The organism is bacterium, assembly GCA_036504735.1.
Taxonomy (GTDB): domain Bacteria; phylum Electryoneota; class RPQS01; order RPQS01; family RPQS01; genus DASXUQ01.
In genome coordinates, this window is the sequence record DASXUQ010000010.1 from 496,531 (window position 1) to 514,772 (window position 18,242).

The following is an 18,242-nucleotide window of genomic DNA, read 5'->3' on the forward strand; positions in this document are numbered from 1 at the left end:
CAAGTGGCACGAAGTTTTCTTATCTTAAAGGCTCCAATTGGTGACACTCCAACTGGTGCACTTGCCCGCGAAATCTGCCGCTAACGCGTTGACAGACTTCCACGCCACGTTGCATTTCTCTGACACAGGGACTGAACCATTTGCGTTCCGTCCCTGTTTCTCTTCTGTTTTACACACCGTTGCGATCCTGTTTTGCGCGGCGTGGCTTTTGCCTTCAGTAGTGAACCGGAGAATTACAATGAGCGAGTTGTTCCCAATTGATCTGCGCAGCGATACGGTCACCCGCCCAACCCCCGCTATGCGTAAAGCTATGGCGGATGCGGTGGTGGGCGACGATGTATTCGGCGAAGATCCGACCGCTAACCGGCTGCAGGAACGTGTGGCCGGGATTCTTGGAAAAGAAGCCGCGCTGTTTGTTCCCAGTGGCACCATGGGAAATCAAGTCTGCATCGCCGCGCAGACTCGCCCCGGCGATGAAGTGCTGCTCGACGAAAATGCGCATATCTTCAATTATGAAGGCGGCGCGCCGTCCATGCTTGCCGGCGTACAGCTTCGGCCTCTGCCGGGAGTGCGCGGACAGATTACTGCGGAACAGGTCGCTGCCGCTGTTCGAGGCGGAGCCTCGCACTATCCGCAAACCACTATGGTCGCGGTGGAGAATACTCACAATCGCGCCGGTGGCGCAGTGTATGATACGTCCGAATTGATGCGTATCCGCGAGGCGGCGAAGAAGCATCACCTCGTAGTACATCTGGACGGCGCTCGCATCTGGAATGCCGCTGTGGCTTGCGGGCGTAGCGAATCTGACATCGCGGCCTGCGCCGATACCGTGTCCTGCTGCTTCTCCAAAGGACTCGGCGCTCCAGTAGGAAGTGCGGTTGCAGGATCAAAAGAATTTATCAAACGCGCCCATCGTTTCCGGAAACTATTCGGTGGCGGCATGCGTCAAATGGGCATCCTCGCCGCAGCGGCGTTGTATGCGCTCGACCATCATCGCGCGCGTCTTGCGGAAGATCACGCCAATGCCGCTCTGCTGACAAAGATCCTGTTGGAGAGCGGCAAGGTCAAAATCGATTTGCCGGTGCAGACCAACATTATGATGGTCACACTGCTTGAGGGCAACGTCTCGGCGCCCGAACTGGCGAAGGCGTGCGCGGAAAAGGGCGTGCTGTTCTTCCCGGAAAGCCAGACCAGATTTCGTCTTGTCACTCATCTCGACGTACCCGCCGCGGCCATCAAACCGGCCGCAGACATAATTCTGAAACAACTGGAATCGTGAACCGAATTACCGAACCTGTACTCACAGTCCTTGTCGTTGATGACGACGAATATATTCTTGAACTCTTGAAGGCATTCTTCGAGCAGACAGGAATGCGTGTATTCACGGCAGCGAATGCGGAAGACGCGCTCGCGCTTCCGCGGCTGGAGCAGGTTCATGTGGCGCTGCTTGATGTCCAGATGCCCGGCGCAAACGGCCATGATCTGCAGAAGGAACTCAATCGGCGCTTTCCCGATATGGCCAAGATTCTTATGTCGGGTCAGGCCGATCTGGATGATGTGATCGCCGGCTTTGCCGATCAGGCATTCTCCTTTGTCCAGAAACCGTTTTCGTCTCTGAAGGAGATCGCGGTTCTGGTTCGACGCGCCGCGCAGCACAAGGAACTTGAGATTCGTAACCGCGAGTATGCCCACCGCCTCGAAGAATCCAATCAGGCGCTGGCGGAGAGGCTTGCGGAACAGGGGGAGGGCGTGCGCCTCCGCGACATCATGTCGCATCTCTATTTTGCCGCTCCGCAGATTGCCAAACTCGAGACCGCGGATGCGGTGCTGGAATACATCTGCCGGGCGCTGGTGGATGCCGGCGCTTTTGAACGCGCCGCGATGGTCATTTCGGATGAGAAGTTTATCGTGCGGCACGCGGGAATGTGGCAGGCGGAGTTGACGGACGCGCAGCGCAACGCCATGCAGGCGCTGGAAGGACAGCCCCTGCGTCCGGTGGAATTTGATCGGGTGGAGGAGCGCGTCGGATCCGCGATCTATGCACCGCGCCGCTCCGAACGGATGGACGTTACGTTTGTTCCGCTCTTCCGGCAGGATGGCGCGCTCCTGGGCTATTTAACCGTGGAATCTGCCGCAGGAAGCGAACGCCCGTCGTTGGATCTCGTGCGGATGGTAGAAACACTGCTTGCGCACGCCGCCCAGCAACTGGCAGCCAATCAGCTTCGCCTGACTCTGGCCCGCCGTACAGACGAAGCGGAGACCCATGCGGCGAAAGCCGCGGCGGACCTGCAAACCACGGCTGAACGCTTCAACCAGCTTGTGAATGCGTCTACCGACATCGTCTATCTCGCGGATGAACAGGATCGCCTGACGTTTCTGAACGATTCGTTCACCCGCGTTCTCGGCTATGTGCGCGATAACTACATTGGCCGCACTCTGCGCCGCCTCCTTGAAGACCTTGTTACCGAAAACCCCATCAACCGCCGCGCTATCGAGGAGCTGACATCCGCCGACAGCGACCAGCCGGTGCATTACGTTGAGGTGCTGACGCGGGAAGGCGACAAGCGCACGCTGATGATTCATCGTTCCGTGATCCGGCAGGGAGAAATTCGCAAAGGCTCGCAGGGCGTGGCGCGGGACATCACCGAGAACCGCGCTCTCTTGCAGCAATTGGTGACGTCCGAGCGGCTGGCGACCACCGGAAAGATTGCTGCGGGTGTCGCCCACGAAATCAAGAATCCGCTTCAGGCGATGCTCTCCCAGTTGAAGACGGTGGAACAAAAGATCGCCACGAATGAAGATCCTGCCGAAAATCTCGAATTGATTCAGGAGAGTGTAGAGCGCCTGCGCCACATCGTGGGCAGCATGCTGGACCTGAACCGCACCGCTCCCGCCGCTCGCATGCCCGTGAGCCTGAACAGCCTTGTGCAGAAGGTCATCGCGCTTCTGCAGCAGCAGATTCGGGAACACAATGTGCAAGTCCATCTGGAACTTGCACAAGACTTGCCCTCGGTCGCCGGGTCCGCTCAGGAGTTGCAGCAGGTGATTCTGAATCTGACGCTGAATGCCATCGAAGCCATGCCCAACGGCGGCGATCTGACGATCACCTCCGCCGCGAAGGATGACCGCGTGGAATTGAATGTGCAGGACAGCGGTGTCGGTATCGCTCCCGAGCACGTCGCGCAGATTTTCGAGCCGTTCTTCACGTTCCGCGTCTCGGGCACGGGCACGGGCCTTGGACTCTATCTGACCAAAAATATCATTGAGATGCATCAGGGCACGATTGCGGTCGAGTCCGCCCAATCACAGGGCGCACGGTTTACGGTCAGTCTTCCCGCAGCATAGGCGCGAAGGCATGGAATACGCAAAGGGCGCACCACACGGTGCGCCCTTTTGCATTGGAGTGATCTGCCGATTAGTCTCGCGACTGACGCAGTATCAGCAACCGAACAAGCTGCAGCACAGACATCGAGGCTGCTGCCACGTAGGTCCATGCTGCCGCTTTTAACACTTTCTTTGCCTCAAAGACTTCATCCGGCGCCAGATAGCCGCCGTTGGCCAGAATCGCCATGGCGCGCCGTGAAGCATCGAATTCCACTGGCAGCGTCACCAGATGGAACAACACCGCACCGGCAAACAGAATAATGCCCAAATCCATCATCCACGCCAGGCTGCCTTTGCCGAACATGAAGCCTATCAAAAACAGCGGAAACGCCAGCGCGGAACCGAACCCCGCCACAGGAACCAGTTTCGCCCGCAGGTTCATCGGCGCATAACCGATCTGATCTTGCACAGCGTGTCCTGTCTCATGCGCGGCCACCGCCAAGGCGGCCAGACTGTTAGACGCGTACACGGGTTCGGAAAGGTGCACGGTCTTGTCTCGCGGGTCATAATGGTCCGTGAGCGCGCCCGCCACCGATTCCACCTGGACGTTGTTCAGGCCTTGCGAATCGAGAATGCGCCGTGCCACCTGCGCACCGGTCATTCCCGAACGGCTGGCAACCTGACTATACTTTTCGTACGTGCGCTTGACCTTGAACTGTGCCCAGATTGCCAGTGCCAGCGCCGGCAGAATGAGCGCCCACGTCGGGTCAAAGAAAAAGGGAAACATAATAGACTATCCTCGATTCTTCACTCGCCCAGCTTTAGGGGAAGGGTGGGGCGTCCGCGCAAAAACTCCGCGACGGTCATCGCCCGCTTTCCCTCGGGTTGAACACTATTTAACTTCAGCGTTCCATGCCCGGTTCCAACCAACAGACGCTTTTCATCGGGTTTGATGAGCCGTCCACCGTCCAAACCATCCTGCTCTGCGACTTCCGCATCCAGAATCTTGAAGCGCGTGCCGTTCCACAGCGTCATCGCTCCCGGATCAGGGCTGAAAGCGCGCACGCGATTCAGAATCTCTTCTGCGGTCAGTTTCCAATCCAGTTCGAAATCCTTGCCGAACAGCTTCGGAGCCTTCGTCACCAGCGATTCGTCCTGCACCAGCGGCTTTGGCGGTTCGTTTCGCGCATACGCATCCAGAACTTCAACCAGCAACTTCGCTCCGAACCGCGCCAGCCTGTCGTGCAGTGTGCCGTAGTTTTCACTGGGCAAGACGTCCGTTCGTTCCTGCCGCAGAATGTCGCCGCCATCAATCGTCTCCGAAAGATGAATAATGGTGACGCCCGTTTCCTGCTCGCCGCGCAGCAACGTCCAGCGGATCGGCGCCGGTCCCCGTCCACGGGGCAGAAGGGAAGGATGGACGTTGAACGATCCGAGTCGCGGCAATGCAAACATCTCCCGTGGCAGAATCCGGAAGGCGATCACAACAAAGCAGTCCGGATTCATCGCGCGAATTTGCTCCAGAAACTCCGGATCTTTGAGCGATGCAGGCTGCAGCACGGGCAATCCGGCTTCCAGCGCGCGCTCCTTAACTGGAAGCGGCTGAACCTTCCGGCCACGTCCTCTCGGCTTGTCAGGGCTGCACACCACCGCCAGCACCTCGTGCGGGCTTTCCAGAAGCGCGTTCAGGGTGGGCAGGGCAAATTCCGGATTACCGCAAAAGACAATGCGCACCTTCGCTCCTTATGCTCAGGATAGGGCTTTGGATGTTTCGCGAGCCAGGTCTTTCAGCCGGTTCTTCAGCAGCGCGCGGCGGATCGGCGACAGACGGTCCACAAACAGAATGCCGTTCAGATGATCGATCTCATGCTGCAGTACTCGCGCCAGCATTCCGCCGGTTTCCAGCGTGTGCGGCTTGCCTTCGAGATCCTGATAGTTCAGCTTGATGATTTCCGGTCGAGTCACATTCTCGCGAATATCCGGAATGGACAGGCAGCCTTCCTCATAGTCCCAAGAGCTGCGGCCTTCCACAATCTCCGGGTTGACAATGGCGAGGTGAAGCATTTCATCCGAATCCTTGATCGGGACACCCACCACCAGCATCTGAATCCGCCTGTTCACCTGCGAAGCAGCCAAACCGACGCCTTCATTCTCAGCCATAGTCAAAAACATGGAGTCCGCCAGCTCCCGCAGTTCCTCATTGAACTCGGTGACGCGCTCGCATTTGACGCGCAGCGTCGGGTGGCCATACTTGATGATTTCGAGCACCTTCGGTTCCTTACCCATAGTCATGTCCTATTGCTGAGACCAAAACCCCGCCATCAGCCGCGTCACTTCGAGCCGCTGTTCGGCTCGTCGGTCACGACGCGGGCTATCGAGAAACGCTCGATGCGGATTTTTACGTCGTTCGAGACTTTCAGATACACCGTATTATTCTTATCGTCAACGCCGGCTACCGTGCCATACATGCCGCCGGCCGTCACCACTTCGTCTCCCGGTTTCACAGCGGCGATCATCGCCTGGTGCGCCTTCTGCTTCTTCTGCTGCGGGCGGATCATAAGAAAATACATGACCACCACAATCAGCAGCAACGGCATCATGCCGAGCAGGCTGAAACCGCCTGCAGGCGGAGCGCCGGCGGGAGCCTGGGCGTATGCGCTGGAAACCAAAAGAAGTGCGGGACTGAACTTCATCATTGTAACTCCAAGTTTGAGGGTTCAACCGTTTGAAAGTTGGCAAGAGTCGCTTCCATCCAGGGACCATAATCCCCCGCCTGAATGTGCTCGCGTGCGGCGCGCATCAGCGACTGATAGAAGTGAACATTGTGCAAAGAGACCAGCCGCAACGCCAGCAGTTCCTCCGCCACAAACAGGTGACGGATGTAGGCGCGGTCAAAGGTGCGGCATGTATAACAATCGCAGGACTCATCGATCGGGATAAAGTGTTCTTTCTCCCGCGCGGCTTTGACGATCAGTTTTCCGTTCCATGTGAACGCGGTGCCGTTGCGCCCATTGCGCGTGGGCAGGACGCAATCGAAAAAATCGATTCCCTGCGCGATGCAGTACAAGAGGTCTTCGGGGAATCCCACGCCCATCAGATAGCGCGGCTTTGCAGCAGGCAGCAGTGGCGCGGACAGCGCGACCATATCGCGAAAAATCGATTTGGGCTCGCCCACGGCCAGACCGCCGATCGCATAGCCCGGAAAGTCCATGTCCACCAGCGCCGCCGCGGACTCCCGCCGCAGGTCTTCGAATACGGACCCCTGCATGATCGCCCAGAGATTCTGCCGGTGACCGTACAGCACCGGCATCTCCGCATCTGCTGTCTTCGCCGACGCCGCCCAGCGTGCGGTAATTTCATGCCATTCCTTCGCCTGCCCGTGCGAGCACGGGTACGGCGCGCACAAGTCAAGTGCCATCGTCATGTCGCTGCCGATGGCGCGCTGAATTTCAATCACCTTTGCCGGCGTGAACGTGTGGTAACTGCCGTCGATGTGCGATTGAAACTCCACACCGTTTTCCCGCACCTTCTTCAGCTCTGCCAGCGAAAACACCTGATAGCCGCCGGAGTCGGTCAAAATCGGATGCATCCACTTCATGAAGCGGTGCAGCCCGCCGGCGCTTTTCAAAATATCCAGGCCGGGCCGCAGATACAGGTGATAGCTGTTTGCCAGAATCGCCTGCGCACCGGCGCCTTCCAGTTCGTCGGGCGTCAGCGTCTTGACCGTCCCCACCGTCCCCACGGGGAAAAAACAGGGTGTGTGGATCAGGCCATGCCCGGTCTCGAGACGTCCGTGACGCGCCTGTGTGCCGGACGCGTCGTTCAGCAGAACATGAAAGGGATGGGGTTGGTGCATAAACCTGTTTAGCGGCTCGGGCGCAAGTGTCCGTCTGCCGGTGATGTGATGGATCGCCCAAGCCGGCGATAAAAAAGGATTGCTAAGGTCGAGCCGATGAGCAGCAGAATCCACACGGCCGCCGCCGCCTGCCCTGCATAAGCAATGCGTTGCTCCACTTCGCGCATCGAGCGGCCTGCCGCAACAAAACCGCCATTCGGGCCGTGCCCCGCCGTCACCACCAGTGCGCTGCGGACGCCCGCTCGCGGCTGCCAGGTAATCCGGTCCTCACCGTGGAGCTTCACCCACTCGAATACTCCGGGCGGAAGCGACGGAGTTCGGCCGTCCAACACGGCGTTGGATGTGACCACATGGCCGTTGTTGTCGAAGACGATGGTGTACGGCGAAAGACTTTGGGAGATTTCTATCTGTTCTGATCCCAGCGCCGGAAGTCGCCCATCTGCCATTGCCGCCGCTGCATCCTCCGCCATCTGAATCTGCGGATCATTGGCATTGAATCGCAACGACTGCTGTGTTTCCAGATACACCAGCATGCAGAGGGCGCTGATCACCGCATATGCAGTCAGATACGGGATCGCAGACCGGAATCCAGCCAGCCGGTCAAACACAGTCCGAACGATTGCCGCCATAAATCTGCTCCCCTCAAAGCGCCGTCTTTGATTGCTGAATGTCCACCAGTTGCGCCTTCAATTCGCCGCCCGAATGCACCGGCAAGCTGCAACTGAAGTGACGGCAAAGATAGGCCGTAGGTTTGCCGCCCGGCGTCACTTTGCCTTCCAGTAGTGCGCTCAAGTCTTTGGGCTGCCGGTCGCTTTCATTCAGCCACAGACAGTCCAGCGTGGGAACAAACACGCTCTGTGCCGCTCTCCACAACTCCCGTTGGTGATCACCCACCAGCACAAGCTGAGCCGGAGGAGATTGCAGCAGGCTTGCCGTCACCAGCGCGGCAGAAAAGGCTGCCGGCGTGGCCCGCATCAACGCCGCCAGGGGCTGCGTCTGCGCTACAGCACGCTGCATGTAAACATTGTTTCCTGTCAGGTAGTACAGACGCGCTGCCAGTGTTCCCGCAACAGAGGAGCCTGCCGGAAGCACATTGTCATAAGGATCAGGAAACGGATCTCCGGCAACACCCTGAGCGCTCATGACATACGGCCCCTGCGGATTTGCAAACAGCTCGTCGAGCCGGCTCGCAAGCGCCACTGCGCCGTCGAACCACCGCTCCGTGCCTGTCGCAAGATACAAATCCAGCAGGCCTGCAGCCAGAGTCGCATAATCCAGCAGCAACGAAATTTCTTTGGACCGGTCCTCAAGCTGCGAATGCGCCAGCGTCTGCCGGTTTTCGAAAGCGCCGAGCAACCGGTCGGCTGTGGTCTGCGCCGCGTCGAGGTACCGCGTCTCATTCAGCACGGCAAACCCACGGACAAGGGCCGTGATCATCAACCCGTTCCAGTCGGTCAGCACCTTGTCGTCCCGCTCCGGACGCACCCGCAGGTTGCGCGCATGCTGCAATACCTGGCGGTCCTCGGCGATCTCGCCTTCCAACTGCGCTGCGGGTATCTCAAAGTCATCCGCCCAATCGGCCACCGGTCGTGTCAGATTGGGGATCGACCGCTCACGCTCGAAATTTCCCGGCGCGGCAATATCATAGATGCGGCAGAAGCGGCGTCCCCGCTCCGCGCCCAAAACTCCTTCGACTTCCGACGGAGTCCACACATAGAACGCGCCCTCTTCGCCTTCCGAATCCGCGTCGAGGGATGAGGCGAATCCGCCCCGTTCCACCGTCATCTCCCGCAGCGCCCAATCCAGAGTCTCCCTGCCGATACGGAAGAGTTCCGCGTCGCCGGTCAGAACCCCGGCATTTAAATACACCGGTGAAAGCAGCGCATTGTCATAGAGCATCTTCTCGAAATGCGGCACCAGCCAGTGCCCGTCCGTCGAGTAGCGGTGGAAGCCGCCGCCGATCTGGTCATAGATCCCGCCGCGCGCCATCTGCCGCAGCGTATGCATCACCATCTCCCGCGCCCGCTTATGCCCCGCCTGTGCAGCGATTCGCAGCAACAGCGAAAGCTGCAAAGCATGGGGAAATTTCGGAGCCGGACCGAATCCGCCATGCACGGGGTCGAAGGTTGCTTCGGCGTCACGCACGGCCTTCTCTAACAGATCCGCTGAAAGTGGCTCACCCGTACTGTGGATCACCGACAGATCGCCCAGCGCCGCGTGCAGTTCATTTGCGCCGGCCATCAGATCACCGGGCCGGTCCCTCCACGATTGGGCCACCGCTTCGATCACGTCCTGAAACCCGGGCTTGCCCCATTTCGCCCGCGGCGGCCAATAGGTCCCGCCGAAGAACAGCTTCTTGTCCGGCGTCAGAAAGCCAGAGAGGGGCCAGCCGCCCTGTCCGGTCAGGCCTTGCACCGCCTGCATGTAGTAGTGGTCCACGTCGGGCCGCTCTTCCCGGTCCACCTTAATGCACACAAAGTTCTCATTAAGGGCGCGGGCAATATCCGCATCCTGAAAGGACTCGTGCGCCATCACATGACACCAGTGGCAGGCCGCATAGCCGATAGACAGGAAGACCGGACGATTCTCCCTCGCTGCCTGCTCAAAGGCCGCATCACCCCACGGCAGCCAGTTCACCGGATTCTGGGCGTGCTGCCGCAGATAGGGGCTGGCTTCATGAAGGAGAGCGTTTGGAGACACGCGGTCAGGTCCTGTTCGTTATACGGGCCGTCACAGGCAAATCATCTCACGATGAATGTGTTGCCGCGCGTGCCCGCCGCTGATTGAACCACTTCAGAGTTTCAAACCAGAGTACGGTGACTACGCCGGCGAACAGGCAGAGAAGAATGTCCTCGAAATGCAGCGCGTCAAAATGGAACATGTTCCGCAGAAAGGGAACCGAAAGCACCGCAAACAGGAACGTGGCGGCGCCACCGAGTATCCACCACAGGGCGGTGTTCGGTGTGCGCAGTGTGCTCCAGATCGTGCGCGTCCGCGAGCGGTTGGTCAGAATCAGGCCCAGATTCGCAATGATCATGGTCATGAACGCCATGCCGCGTGCGTGCAAGTCTCCCTGTCCACTCGCCAAGGCGATCCCGTAAATCGCCAGTACAATCAGCAGGACGCTCGCACCTTGAAGCAAGGCAACAATCAATGACTGACGGCTGAACAGCGGCTCCTTGGCCCGGCGGGGGGGACGCTGCATAACGTCCGCTTCCTCCGGCTCTGCTTCAAAAACAATGCTGCACGCCGGGTCGATGATGAGTTCCAGAAAGACAATATGCACCGGCAGCAGCGCGAGGGGCCACTTCAAAATGACCGGAATGAGCGACATTCCGGCAATCGGCACGTGCACCGCGAAAATGTAGATGATCGATTTTTTGATGTTGTCGAAAATCCGCCGGCCAAGCTTTACCGCCTGAACAATGGAGGAAAAATCATCGTCGAGCAGCACCAGTGCCGCCGACTCGCGTGCGACATCCGTTCCGCGTCCTCCCATCGCGATCCCGATATGCGCGGACTTCAGCGCCGGCGCATCGTTCACGCCGTCTCCCGTCATGGCGACAATCTCGCCCGTAGCCTTGAGGGCATTGACAATGCGCAGCTTCTGCTCCGGCACGACCCGCGCGAAAATGTTAACGTCGCAAATCCGCTGCTGCAACACCGCTTCGTCCATCAAATCCAATTCGGGTCCGTTAATGAACAGGTCTGTGTGCTCGAGTCCGATTTGCCGGGCAATGTTCTGCGCCGTGCCGGCGTAGTCGCCGGTGATCATCACCACTCGAATTCCCGCACTGTAGCACTCCCGTATCGCGGCGGGCACGGTGGGACGGACCGGATCCGCCAGTCCGGCAAGACCCAGAAATTTGAACTCGAAATCGTGCTGTTGCCCGGGCAGCGTATCCGACCGGAACCGCGCCATGGCCACACCCAGCACTCGCAATCCGTTATCGGCCATGGTCCGCACGGACACCGACAGATCACGGAGTTGCGCCTCGTCAAAATGGCAAAGGTCGGCAATCGCCTCCGGCGCACCCTTGGCCGCTATCACATAATCCTCACCGTCCGGCGACCGCCAGACGTGCGACAGAGCCAGCAAGCTCTTGGACAGGGGGTACTCGCGCACAAGCGTCCAGTCATCGTGGAGATGCTCTGTTTCCGCCAGATGCTGCAGTCCCAGTTGTCGAATCGCCTTATCCATCGGATCAAACGGATCGGTCTGGCTTGCCAGCACTCCAAACTCGACCAGCATGTGAAAGGCTTCGGGGAGCGGTTCCGTCAATCCTTGCGGCGACCCGACATCGTGGAATTGCCCATTCGCAAAGATTTCGGCCACAGACATGCGGTTCAGTGTGAGCGTTCCCGTCTTGTCCACACACAGAACCGTGGCCGAACCCAGCGTCTCAATGGCCGGCACCCGCCGCGTGAGCACCTGCTTCTGCGATATGCGCCAAGCCCCGAGCGCCAGAAAAATCGTGAGCACGACGGGAATTTCTTCGGGCAGTGTCGCCATTGCCAGGGTGATGCCTGCCAGGAGACCCGTCAGCCAGTCGGCGCGCGTCAAGCCATACACAACGACCACGAGCACGCACAGGGTTAGTCCGAGGATCGTCAGATTCCGGACAAGCCGTCCGGTTTCCGTGTGCAGATAGGTCTGTTCTTCACCTACCGACTGCAAGGCCTTGCCGATCTTGCCGATCTCGGTGCGCGGCCCCGTCGACTTCACATCGGCCACGCCGCGTCCCTGTACGATCAGGGTGCTGGAGTAAACAAAAGGCAGATCGTCACCGCCGGGGCGACTCAGGGGGGCGTCCTGTTCGGCGGCCGCTTTGCGTACGGGAACGGATTCTCCCGTCAGCAGGGATTCATCCGCGGCAAGGTTGCTGCACCAGACCAGCAGCGCGTCCGCCGGAACGCGGTCCCCTTCCCTCAAAACCAGCATGTCCCCGCGCACAACCTCTCGTCCCGCGATGCGCCGCTCTTCTCCATCCCGGATGACCAGCGCGCGCGGACTGGACAGATCGCGCAGCGCTTCAAGGGCGCGCTCCGTCTTGCGCTCCTGATAAAGCGTGATGCCCATCACCACAAAGACGAAGCCGAGCAGCATGAGGGCTTCTTCCAAGTCCCCCAGCAGCAAATAGATTGTTCCGCATGCGACCAGCAGCAGGAACATGGGTTCGCGCACGACATCCCACGCAATGGCAAAGATGCTGCGGCGCTTGGAGGAAGGCAACTCATTATACCCTTCTTCCACAAGCCGGCGCGCCGCCTCTTGCTCGCTGAGGCCGCGTACGGCACGGACGTCAAATTCGGCGGCGCTTCCGTCTATCATCGCGGACGGCAACGTACGGTCCTCGACTGTATTAACCATAGGGGCCTCCGTCTGGCCGGGCCGCAAAGGCCGCGGTCCGCACGGGAAGAGAAAGCAGGTTCAGAGCCGCGGGGCGGCTCGTTATGGCATAAGGATGGTTGATGATTGCTCCAGCGAAAGTCTGCCCGTTACGATACGCGGCAACCCCGCGATGTCCTGTCGAACGGAAACAGAAGTCAAGGCAGGTTGAAGGATCTCCGCCACGGCGCGTCCTTGCGTCGAGCCGATTTCCACGGCCAGCAGTCCGTCTGGACGGAGCAGGGTAGGGAGGAGTCCGGCAATTTTTCGATAGAATGCCAGCCCGTTATCCGCCGCGACCAACGCGTGTTTGGCCTCGTGGTCGCGCACTTCAGGGTCCAACCCGGCGAATTCGCTTTCGGAAATGTACGGCGGGTTGGACACCATCACGTCGTACGGCGGCGAAAGCAGCGTGATAAACCGTTCCGAAAAAACATCGGCCAGAATTCCCTGCACTCGCTCGCCGACTCCGTTGGCCTCGGCATTGCGACTTGTACAGCGCACGGCCTCAAAATCGATATCTACCGCGTCGACGGTCAGGGTCGGCACGCGGGCGGCGATGGCTACGGACAGACATCCGGTGCCTGATCCGATATCCAACATCCGCAGGGGAGTCCCAGCCGGAAGCTTCGAAATTTCACTCGCCACCCAATCGGCAAGTTCCTCTGTTTCCTGACGGGGAATCAGCAGACCGGGGAAGACGTCCAATGTCACGCCGCAAAATTCCACCGCGCCCAAAATGAGCTGCAACGGTTCGCGGCGCGCCCGGCGGCGCATCAGGTCGCGGAAGGCGGCCACCTGTTCGGCAGAAAGCGGCCGGTCGAACTGCAAATACAAATCAATCCGCGCCAGCCCCATGACCTTGCCCAGCATCGCCTCGGCGTTACGCCGCGGGCTCTCGATGCCTTTCTCCTCAAGATAGCGGTGCGCGGTTTTCAAAATCTCCATGAGCGTCCAAACCTGATCGCTCATTTTGCCGCGGCCTCGGCTCCCTGCTCCAGTTTCCGCGTTCGATCATCGATCCTTAGCCCTTCGATGATCTCGTTCAAATCCCCTTCCATCACCTTGTCCAGCTTGTAGAGCGTCAGGTCGATGCGGTGATCCGTTATCCGGTTCTGGGGGAAATTGTAGGTGCGGATCTTCTCCGAACGGTCGCCCGAGCCCACCTGGCTCTTGCGGTTGGCGGAAATTTTGGATGCTTCCTCTTCGCGGGTCTTGGCCAGCAGACGCGAGGCAAGCAGTTTCATCGCCTTCGCCTTGTTCTTGAGCTGCGAGCGCTCGTCCTGAATCGCGACCACCAGGCCCGTGGGCAAATGGGTGATCCGAATGGCCGACTCGGTACGGTTGACATGCTGTCCGCCTGCGCCGGATGCCCGGTAGGTGTCAATCTTCAGATCCTCGGGGCGAAGATGTACGTCCTTCTCTTCGGCCTCGGGAAGTACGGCCACCGTCGCCGCTGAAGTATGGACTCTCCCTTGTGATTCGGTTGCGGGAACGCGCTGTACGCGGTGTGTCCCGCTCTCCCACTTCAGGGTGCCATAGACCGCATGCCCCCGCACTTCCACAATCACTTCCTTGATTCCGCCTGCTTCGGCTTCGGACAAAGAAACGGGCTCCCACTTCCAACGCCTTAGTTCAGCGAACTTCATGTACATCCGGTAAAGATCAGCGGCAAACAGAGCCGCCTCTTCACCGCCCGTCCCCGCTCGGATTTCGAGGATTGCGTTGAGTTCGTCCGCCTCATCCTTGGGCAGCAGCAGAGTCTTTATTTCCTCGGAAATGCCATGCAGTTCCTGATTCAAGCGTGTGATTTCTTCCTGCGCCAAATCTCTCAGCTCAGACTCGGACACTTCCACCATTTGCTTGGCCTGCTCAAGCTGGTCGCTGAGCATGTGGAAGTGCTCGATGCGCTCGACGAGAGGCGTGAGGTCCTTGATCTCCTTTAATAGAGGCATAGATGCCGCCGGATCAAGAGAAATCTCCGGTTTAGCCAGTTCGTCGTTCAGTCGGCGGTGCTTCTCGAGAATGCTATCTAAATTATTGATCATGCGTGTGTTATCTCAAGTCCCCGGCGCTTCGCGGGGCGTTTTCCTTAGACTGATGCCAAGAATACTGGTTAAACGATGGGGCCAATTCAAAGTCTCCGTCGCCATTTCGCCAATACAGAATATAGCCAAATTGGCTGGACATTTCAACGGAAGAGTGGGAGTGGACCAGCGGCTCGAGCTTTCGACTATAACTTTATTACTCTTACCCAGATAACCTTCCGTGAGTTTCCTTTTGGATAAACGTGTCTTCAATGAACGTACCGGGTCTCGCCGTGGATATGTGGATAACTTTAAGAATTCTTAAAGCATTAGTAGAAATTGCTTGACTTTTTTATCGGTGGCGTGTTATATTGTCTGCGGATTCGTAAGTGGCGTTTCGATTTCGGGTCTTTGACTATGTGCACATTCCGGAGGTCCACGATGAAGAAACTTTTAGCTTTGGTTGTTCTGTTTGCTTTTGCAACCAGCATGGCGGGCACGTGTTTTGCGTTCGTTCCGAGCGTAGCTGGTGCCGGTACTCCCGGTGTCGTGCGACCGGTGTCGGGCATTTTGCCGGTTCTCCCTCCGCCTCCTCCACCTCCGCCGAGCAAAATCGGTAATGGTGATCAGACGACGGGGATTTTGCCGGTGCTCCCGCCTCCTCCGCCGCCCCCACCGTCGAAGGTAGGAAATGGTGATCAGACGACGGGTATCCTTCCGGTTCTCCCGCCGCCTCCGCCGCCTCCGCCCTCGAAGTAAGATCCAGGAAACTTTTCGTTTCTGGCAAATAGGACCGCAGCACCAGCCACGTCACCGTGGAGGTGCTGGTGGTTCTTTTTGTTTTGTATGCGGCAGGGATTGCCGGTTTGCTCGGCTATACCCTGCTCTTTTTGCCGTTGCCCATACTTGATTCGAACCTTGGCTTCGTCCTGAACATCGTCCAGTTCGGTTTTTTGTCGCTCCTGAGTTTTCTGGCTTACCGCCAGGAAAAACACTTCAGGAGCGTTTTCTTTCAATTCTGGATCCTGTTTGCCCTGATCGCCGTCTCGGCACCCGTGTTATATCATATCACCTACTGGAATGGCCCTACGGCGGCTTCCATTGCGTATATGTATGAGACCAGCGCGGTCCATGCTCTGTTTCTGTGGGCGGCAGCCAAAATCCTGTTCACGTACGTGTTTCATGATGAAAAGCGCTGGGCGATCAACCTGCTGGCATCTCTGGTTGTTTTGCCCACATGCGCCTGGTTGTTTTGGCCCTATTGGTGGTCGCCCCGCTCGTTGTGGTTTGAGCCCACCGCCGTAAGTGCAGACACCTTCTACAATCCCATCCTGCATGCCGCGCTGGTGGTGAACATATTATCCCTGCTGATGCTGATGGCATTCTTTCTGCACAAGTTACGGACAGATCGACCGATTGGTGTATTTGCTGACACGTTACTCTTTCTGTTCGGAATGCTATACCTGATTGATGCGGTCGAGATCGTGTCGAGGGTAAAGAGCGTCGAACTGCTCAACATGACACAGTGGGCCAACAGCGTCATTGCGGTTGTGGCGATCATCACACTGCTTCTGAGACTGAAGTTCAAATCACAAACCATCGCGCACTACTATGAGTCCCAATGCCTATCTCACAATCCTAACGTTGGCCGCCGCGTCGGTATCTTTGATCGCGTTATCATATGGTGTTTTTTTGATCCGGAGAAGGTTGGCAAACGGATATTCCTTGGGGCGGGTCGGCAAGCGATGACGGTGAAGCGGACCTCCCCCAGAGTTCGCGCGCCCATAGCGGGAAAGACAAGTAACTTACGTCAAGACTCGATGACTGAGTAATGAAGCGGATTTAGGAGATAAACATGGAAAGCAGACGACTGGACATCCGGCACACCTTTGAAACGGTCATCGCCAACAGCAGTGCGATGCGCCAGGTGGTGGCGACGGCGAAGCGGTTGGCTGCTGACAGCCGGCCCACCTTTGTGGACGGCGCAGAAGGAACAGGCCGCAAGTTCATGGCCCGGGTCATGCATCAGGAAGGCCCGCGCAGCGCCCATCCCATCGTGACGGTGAGATGCGATCTGCTGACCGTGAACGTGTTGGATCGAACGCTCTTCGGGGATGAGCGCACGGGGACCGTCGGAAAGTTCGAAGAGTCCGCCGATGGCACGCTGCTGCTCACCGATCTCGAGGATCTCAACCCGGTCTCTCAGGAGAGACTGAATAAGGTTCTGGAGCTCGGACGATTCACCACCGGCGATTATGAGACCCGCATCATTACCAGCCGCCTGATTTCTACAGGCAACCGTTCCGAGATCGAAAAGCTGATGCAATCGGGCCAGTTCTCGCAGCCGCTGTTCGCGCGGCTCACCGAGACCACCCTGTGTCTGCCGAGTCTGTCCGAGCGGCACCAGGACATCCCCGATCTTGTGGTCAATGTGCTGCGGGAACTGTCGTCGCGCGAACGCATCGAAATGCCGGCGGTACCGTATCACTATATGGAATTGCTGATGAACGTGGCCTGGCCGGAGAACGTGCGCCAACTGCGCAACCACATCGAAAGTGTGATGGTGCTCTCCGGCGGCGAGTTCAATCCCGAGATCATCCGCGAACACTTCGTCCCCGAAGGCACGCCGGCCACGATCAAGGGCGCATTCCAAACCCTGCTGAGCAAACTGCGCGTGACTGCCGCCGAACCGACGATGGCGGTGAATCACAACCGATAACTTCCTGCGGTCAAATCAGGATCGCGAAGAGCCGCCGGCCCCGAAAGGGTTGGCGGCTTTTTCATATAATGAAGAACGGATGACTCGAGACCAGAGACTTGAGACTTGGTTGGACTTCACCTTGCCTTGGGTGCAAAAGGGGCTTCTTAACAGGAAAATGTTTTTGTACCGAACGAACTCCGTTACCTTAGGAAAATGCTGAAATTCACCCCCATCTAACTTCCCCCACAACGTGGGGGAAGGACTTCAGCCTGCTGCGGGGGATGAAGCTTGAGCGTCGCGGCGGACCTGTGCTTCGCCGCGGCATGCGTCATGGGAGTTCGCATGCCCGGCTAAGGCAGGAGGATGCATGGCGCTTTTCTGCTCCCACGCCCACTATCCAGCACGCTCCCGCGTGCTGGATTTCGTACCCGCACCACGCGGGAGCGTGGTGCCGAGTGGGTGGGGGGGAATCAGAAGGGGGTTCTGTGCGCTCGTCCTAATATACACCGGGAGGGTAGGGGGTAGCAACGGATATTTGAACTAATGCGCAATTCTCGCAGACATGGGGTCTTGGATCCAGACCGGGAATGGCGGAATTGTTGATTTTGCGGAAGGGAGGGGATGTGAGATTTGGGGAGAAATGGTGCAGGCGGGAGGCTGAGCCTCGGGAAGACAAGACCGCGCGATGAATCGCGCCGCTACCCAGCCTATTTCAGCAACACCAGTTTGCGGATTTGGGATGAGGTAGCGGTGTGCAATTTGGCAAAGTAGATGCCGGAAGACAGAGCCGATGCATCGAAGCGATGCTGATGCTCTCCGGCAGTCAGCCGTCCCAAGTTTTGCTGATAGACACTGCGGCCTAACACGTCGAAGACCTCCAGCTTGACCTCGGAGGATGCAGGCAGCGTGAAGGATAGCGTGGTGGTGGGGTTGAAGGGATTGGGG

The 18,242-nt window shown here is 58.4% G+C and carries 15 protein-coding genes; 4 read left to right on the forward strand and 11 right to left on the reverse strand.

Annotated elements, in window-relative coordinates:
• Window positions 1-238: 238 nt before the first annotated feature.
• Both VGL38_11450 and VGL38_11455 read left to right on the forward strand, forming a co-directional pair.
• Window positions 239-1,279: a GntG family PLP-dependent aldolase gene (locus tag VGL38_11450; GenBank protein ID HEY3296041.1), complete on the forward strand. Its 1,041-nt coding sequence runs from the start codon at window positions 239-241 to the stop codon at window positions 1,277-1,279.
• On the forward strand, window positions 1,276-3,345 hold the full coding sequence (locus VGL38_11455; GenBank protein ID HEY3296042.1) for an ATP-binding protein: 2,070 nt from the start codon (window positions 1,276-1,278) through the stop codon (window positions 3,343-3,345). The genes VGL38_11450 and VGL38_11455 overlap by 4 nt, the downstream gene beginning before the upstream one ends.
• A gap of 70 nt (window positions 3,346-3,415) precedes the next feature.
• Here VGL38_11455 and VGL38_11460 read toward each other — a convergent pair whose 3' ends face one another.
• From VGL38_11460 to prfA, 10 genes are all read right to left on the reverse strand, one after another.
• Entirely contained in the window at window positions 3,416-4,111 is a 696-nt protein-coding gene (locus tag VGL38_11460; protein ID HEY3296043.1) for a zinc metallopeptidase, read from the reverse strand.
• A 20-nt stretch (window positions 4,112-4,131) separates the two neighbouring features.
• Window positions 4,132-5,058, reverse strand: a complete 927-nt coding sequence (gene fmt / locus VGL38_11465; GenBank protein HEY3296044.1) for a methionyl-tRNA formyltransferase — start codon at window positions 5,056-5,058, stop codon at window positions 4,132-4,134.
• 15 nt (window positions 5,059-5,073) lie between these two features.
• The gene (def, locus tag VGL38_11470; protein ID HEY3296045.1) at window positions 5,074-5,610 is read right to left on the reverse strand and encodes a peptide deformylase; all 537 of its coding nucleotides are present in this window, start codon (window positions 5,608-5,610) and stop codon (window positions 5,074-5,076) included.
• 44 nt (window positions 5,611-5,654) lie between these two features.
• Window positions 5,655-6,020, reverse strand: a complete 366-nt coding sequence (gene yajC, locus VGL38_11475; GenBank protein HEY3296046.1) for a preprotein translocase subunit YajC — start codon at window positions 6,018-6,020, stop codon at window positions 5,655-5,657.
• The gene (gene tgt, locus VGL38_11480; protein HEY3296047.1) at window positions 6,017-7,180 is read right to left on the reverse strand and encodes a tRNA guanosine(34) transglycosylase Tgt; all 1,164 of its coding nucleotides are present in this window, start codon (window positions 7,178-7,180) and stop codon (window positions 6,017-6,019) included. The genes yajC and tgt overlap by 4 nt, the downstream gene beginning before the upstream one ends.
• An 8-nt stretch (window positions 7,181-7,188) precedes the next feature.
• Window positions 7,189-7,809, reverse strand: coding sequence for a hypothetical protein (locus tag VGL38_11485; protein HEY3296048.1), 621 nt, complete (start codon window positions 7,807-7,809; stop codon window positions 7,189-7,191).
• Window positions 7,810-7,822: 13 nt separating this feature from the next.
• On the reverse strand, window positions 7,823-9,880 hold the full coding sequence (locus tag VGL38_11490; protein HEY3296049.1) for a thioredoxin domain-containing protein: 2,058 nt from the start codon (window positions 9,878-9,880) through the stop codon (window positions 7,823-7,825).
• Window positions 9,881-9,926: 46 nt separating this feature from the next.
• Complete coding sequence (locus VGL38_11495) at window positions 9,927-12,512, reverse strand: cation-translocating P-type ATPase (GenBank protein HEY3296050.1); 2,586 nt, start codon at window positions 12,510-12,512, stop codon at window positions 9,927-9,929.
• Window positions 12,513-12,632: 120 nt separating this feature from the next.
• Entirely contained in the window at window positions 12,633-13,541 is a 909-nt protein-coding gene (gene prmC / locus VGL38_11500; GenBank protein ID HEY3296051.1) for a peptide chain release factor N(5)-glutamine methyltransferase, read from the reverse strand.
• The gene (gene prfA, locus VGL38_11505) at window positions 13,538-14,617 is read right to left on the reverse strand and encodes a peptide chain release factor 1 (protein ID HEY3296052.1); all 1,080 of its coding nucleotides are present in this window, start codon (window positions 14,615-14,617) and stop codon (window positions 13,538-13,540) included. The genes prmC and prfA overlap by 4 nt, the downstream gene beginning before the upstream one ends.
• 806 nt (window positions 14,618-15,423) lie before the next feature.
• On the opposite strand from prfA, the gene VGL38_11510 reads away from it, so the two are divergent.
• Together VGL38_11510 and VGL38_11515 are read left to right on the forward strand one after the other, a co-directional pair.
• Window positions 15,424-16,428 (forward strand): hypothetical protein, encoded by a 1,005-nt coding sequence (locus VGL38_11510; protein ID HEY3296053.1) that lies wholly within the window; start codon window positions 15,424-15,426, stop codon window positions 16,426-16,428.
• A 23-nt stretch (window positions 16,429-16,451) separates the two neighbouring features.
• Complete coding sequence (locus VGL38_11515) at window positions 16,452-17,315, forward strand: sigma 54-interacting transcriptional regulator (protein HEY3296054.1); 864 nt, start codon at window positions 16,452-16,454, stop codon at window positions 17,313-17,315.
• Between the two features lie 689 nt (window positions 17,316-18,004).
• Here VGL38_11515 and VGL38_11520 read toward each other — a convergent pair.
• On the reverse strand, window positions 18,005-18,242 hold a 238-nt coding region (locus tag VGL38_11520), incomplete at its 5' end, for a T9SS type A sorting domain-containing protein (protein HEY3296055.1).

Coding starts and splice junctions, on each gene's coding strand:
- VGL38_11460 (HEY3296043.1), bottom strand. CDS start 4,111: ATGTTTCCCTTTTTCTTTGACCCGACGTGGGCGCTCATTCTGCCGGCG.
- prfA (HEY3296052.1), bottom strand. CDS start 14,617: ATGATCAATAATTTAGATAGCATTCTCGAGAAGCACCGCCGACTGAAC.
- def (HEY3296045.1), bottom strand. CDS start 5,610: ATGGGTAAGGAACCGAAGGTGCTCGAAATCATCAAGTATGGCCACCCG.
- VGL38_11495 (HEY3296050.1), bottom strand. CDS start 12,512: ATGATAGACGGAAGCGCCGCCGAATTTGACGTCCGTGCCGTACGCGGC.
- VGL38_11485 (HEY3296048.1), bottom strand. CDS start 7,809: ATGGCGGCAATCGTTCGGACTGTGTTTGACCGGCTGGCTGGATTCCGG.
- prmC (HEY3296051.1), bottom strand. CDS start 13,541: ATGAGCGATCAGGTTTGGACGCTCATGGAGATTTTGAAAACCGCGCAC.
- tgt (HEY3296047.1), bottom strand. CDS start 7,180: ATGCACCAACCCCATCCCTTTCATGTTCTGCTGAACGACGCGTCCGGC.
- VGL38_11515 (HEY3296054.1), top strand. CDS start 16,452: ATGGAAAGCAGACGACTGGACATCCGGCACACCTTTGAAACGGTCATC.
- yajC (HEY3296046.1), bottom strand. CDS start 6,020: ATGATGAAGTTCAGTCCCGCACTTCTTTTGGTTTCCAGCGCATACGCC.
- VGL38_11450 (HEY3296041.1), top strand. CDS start 239: ATGAGCGAGTTGTTCCCAATTGATCTGCGCAGCGATACGGTCACCCGC.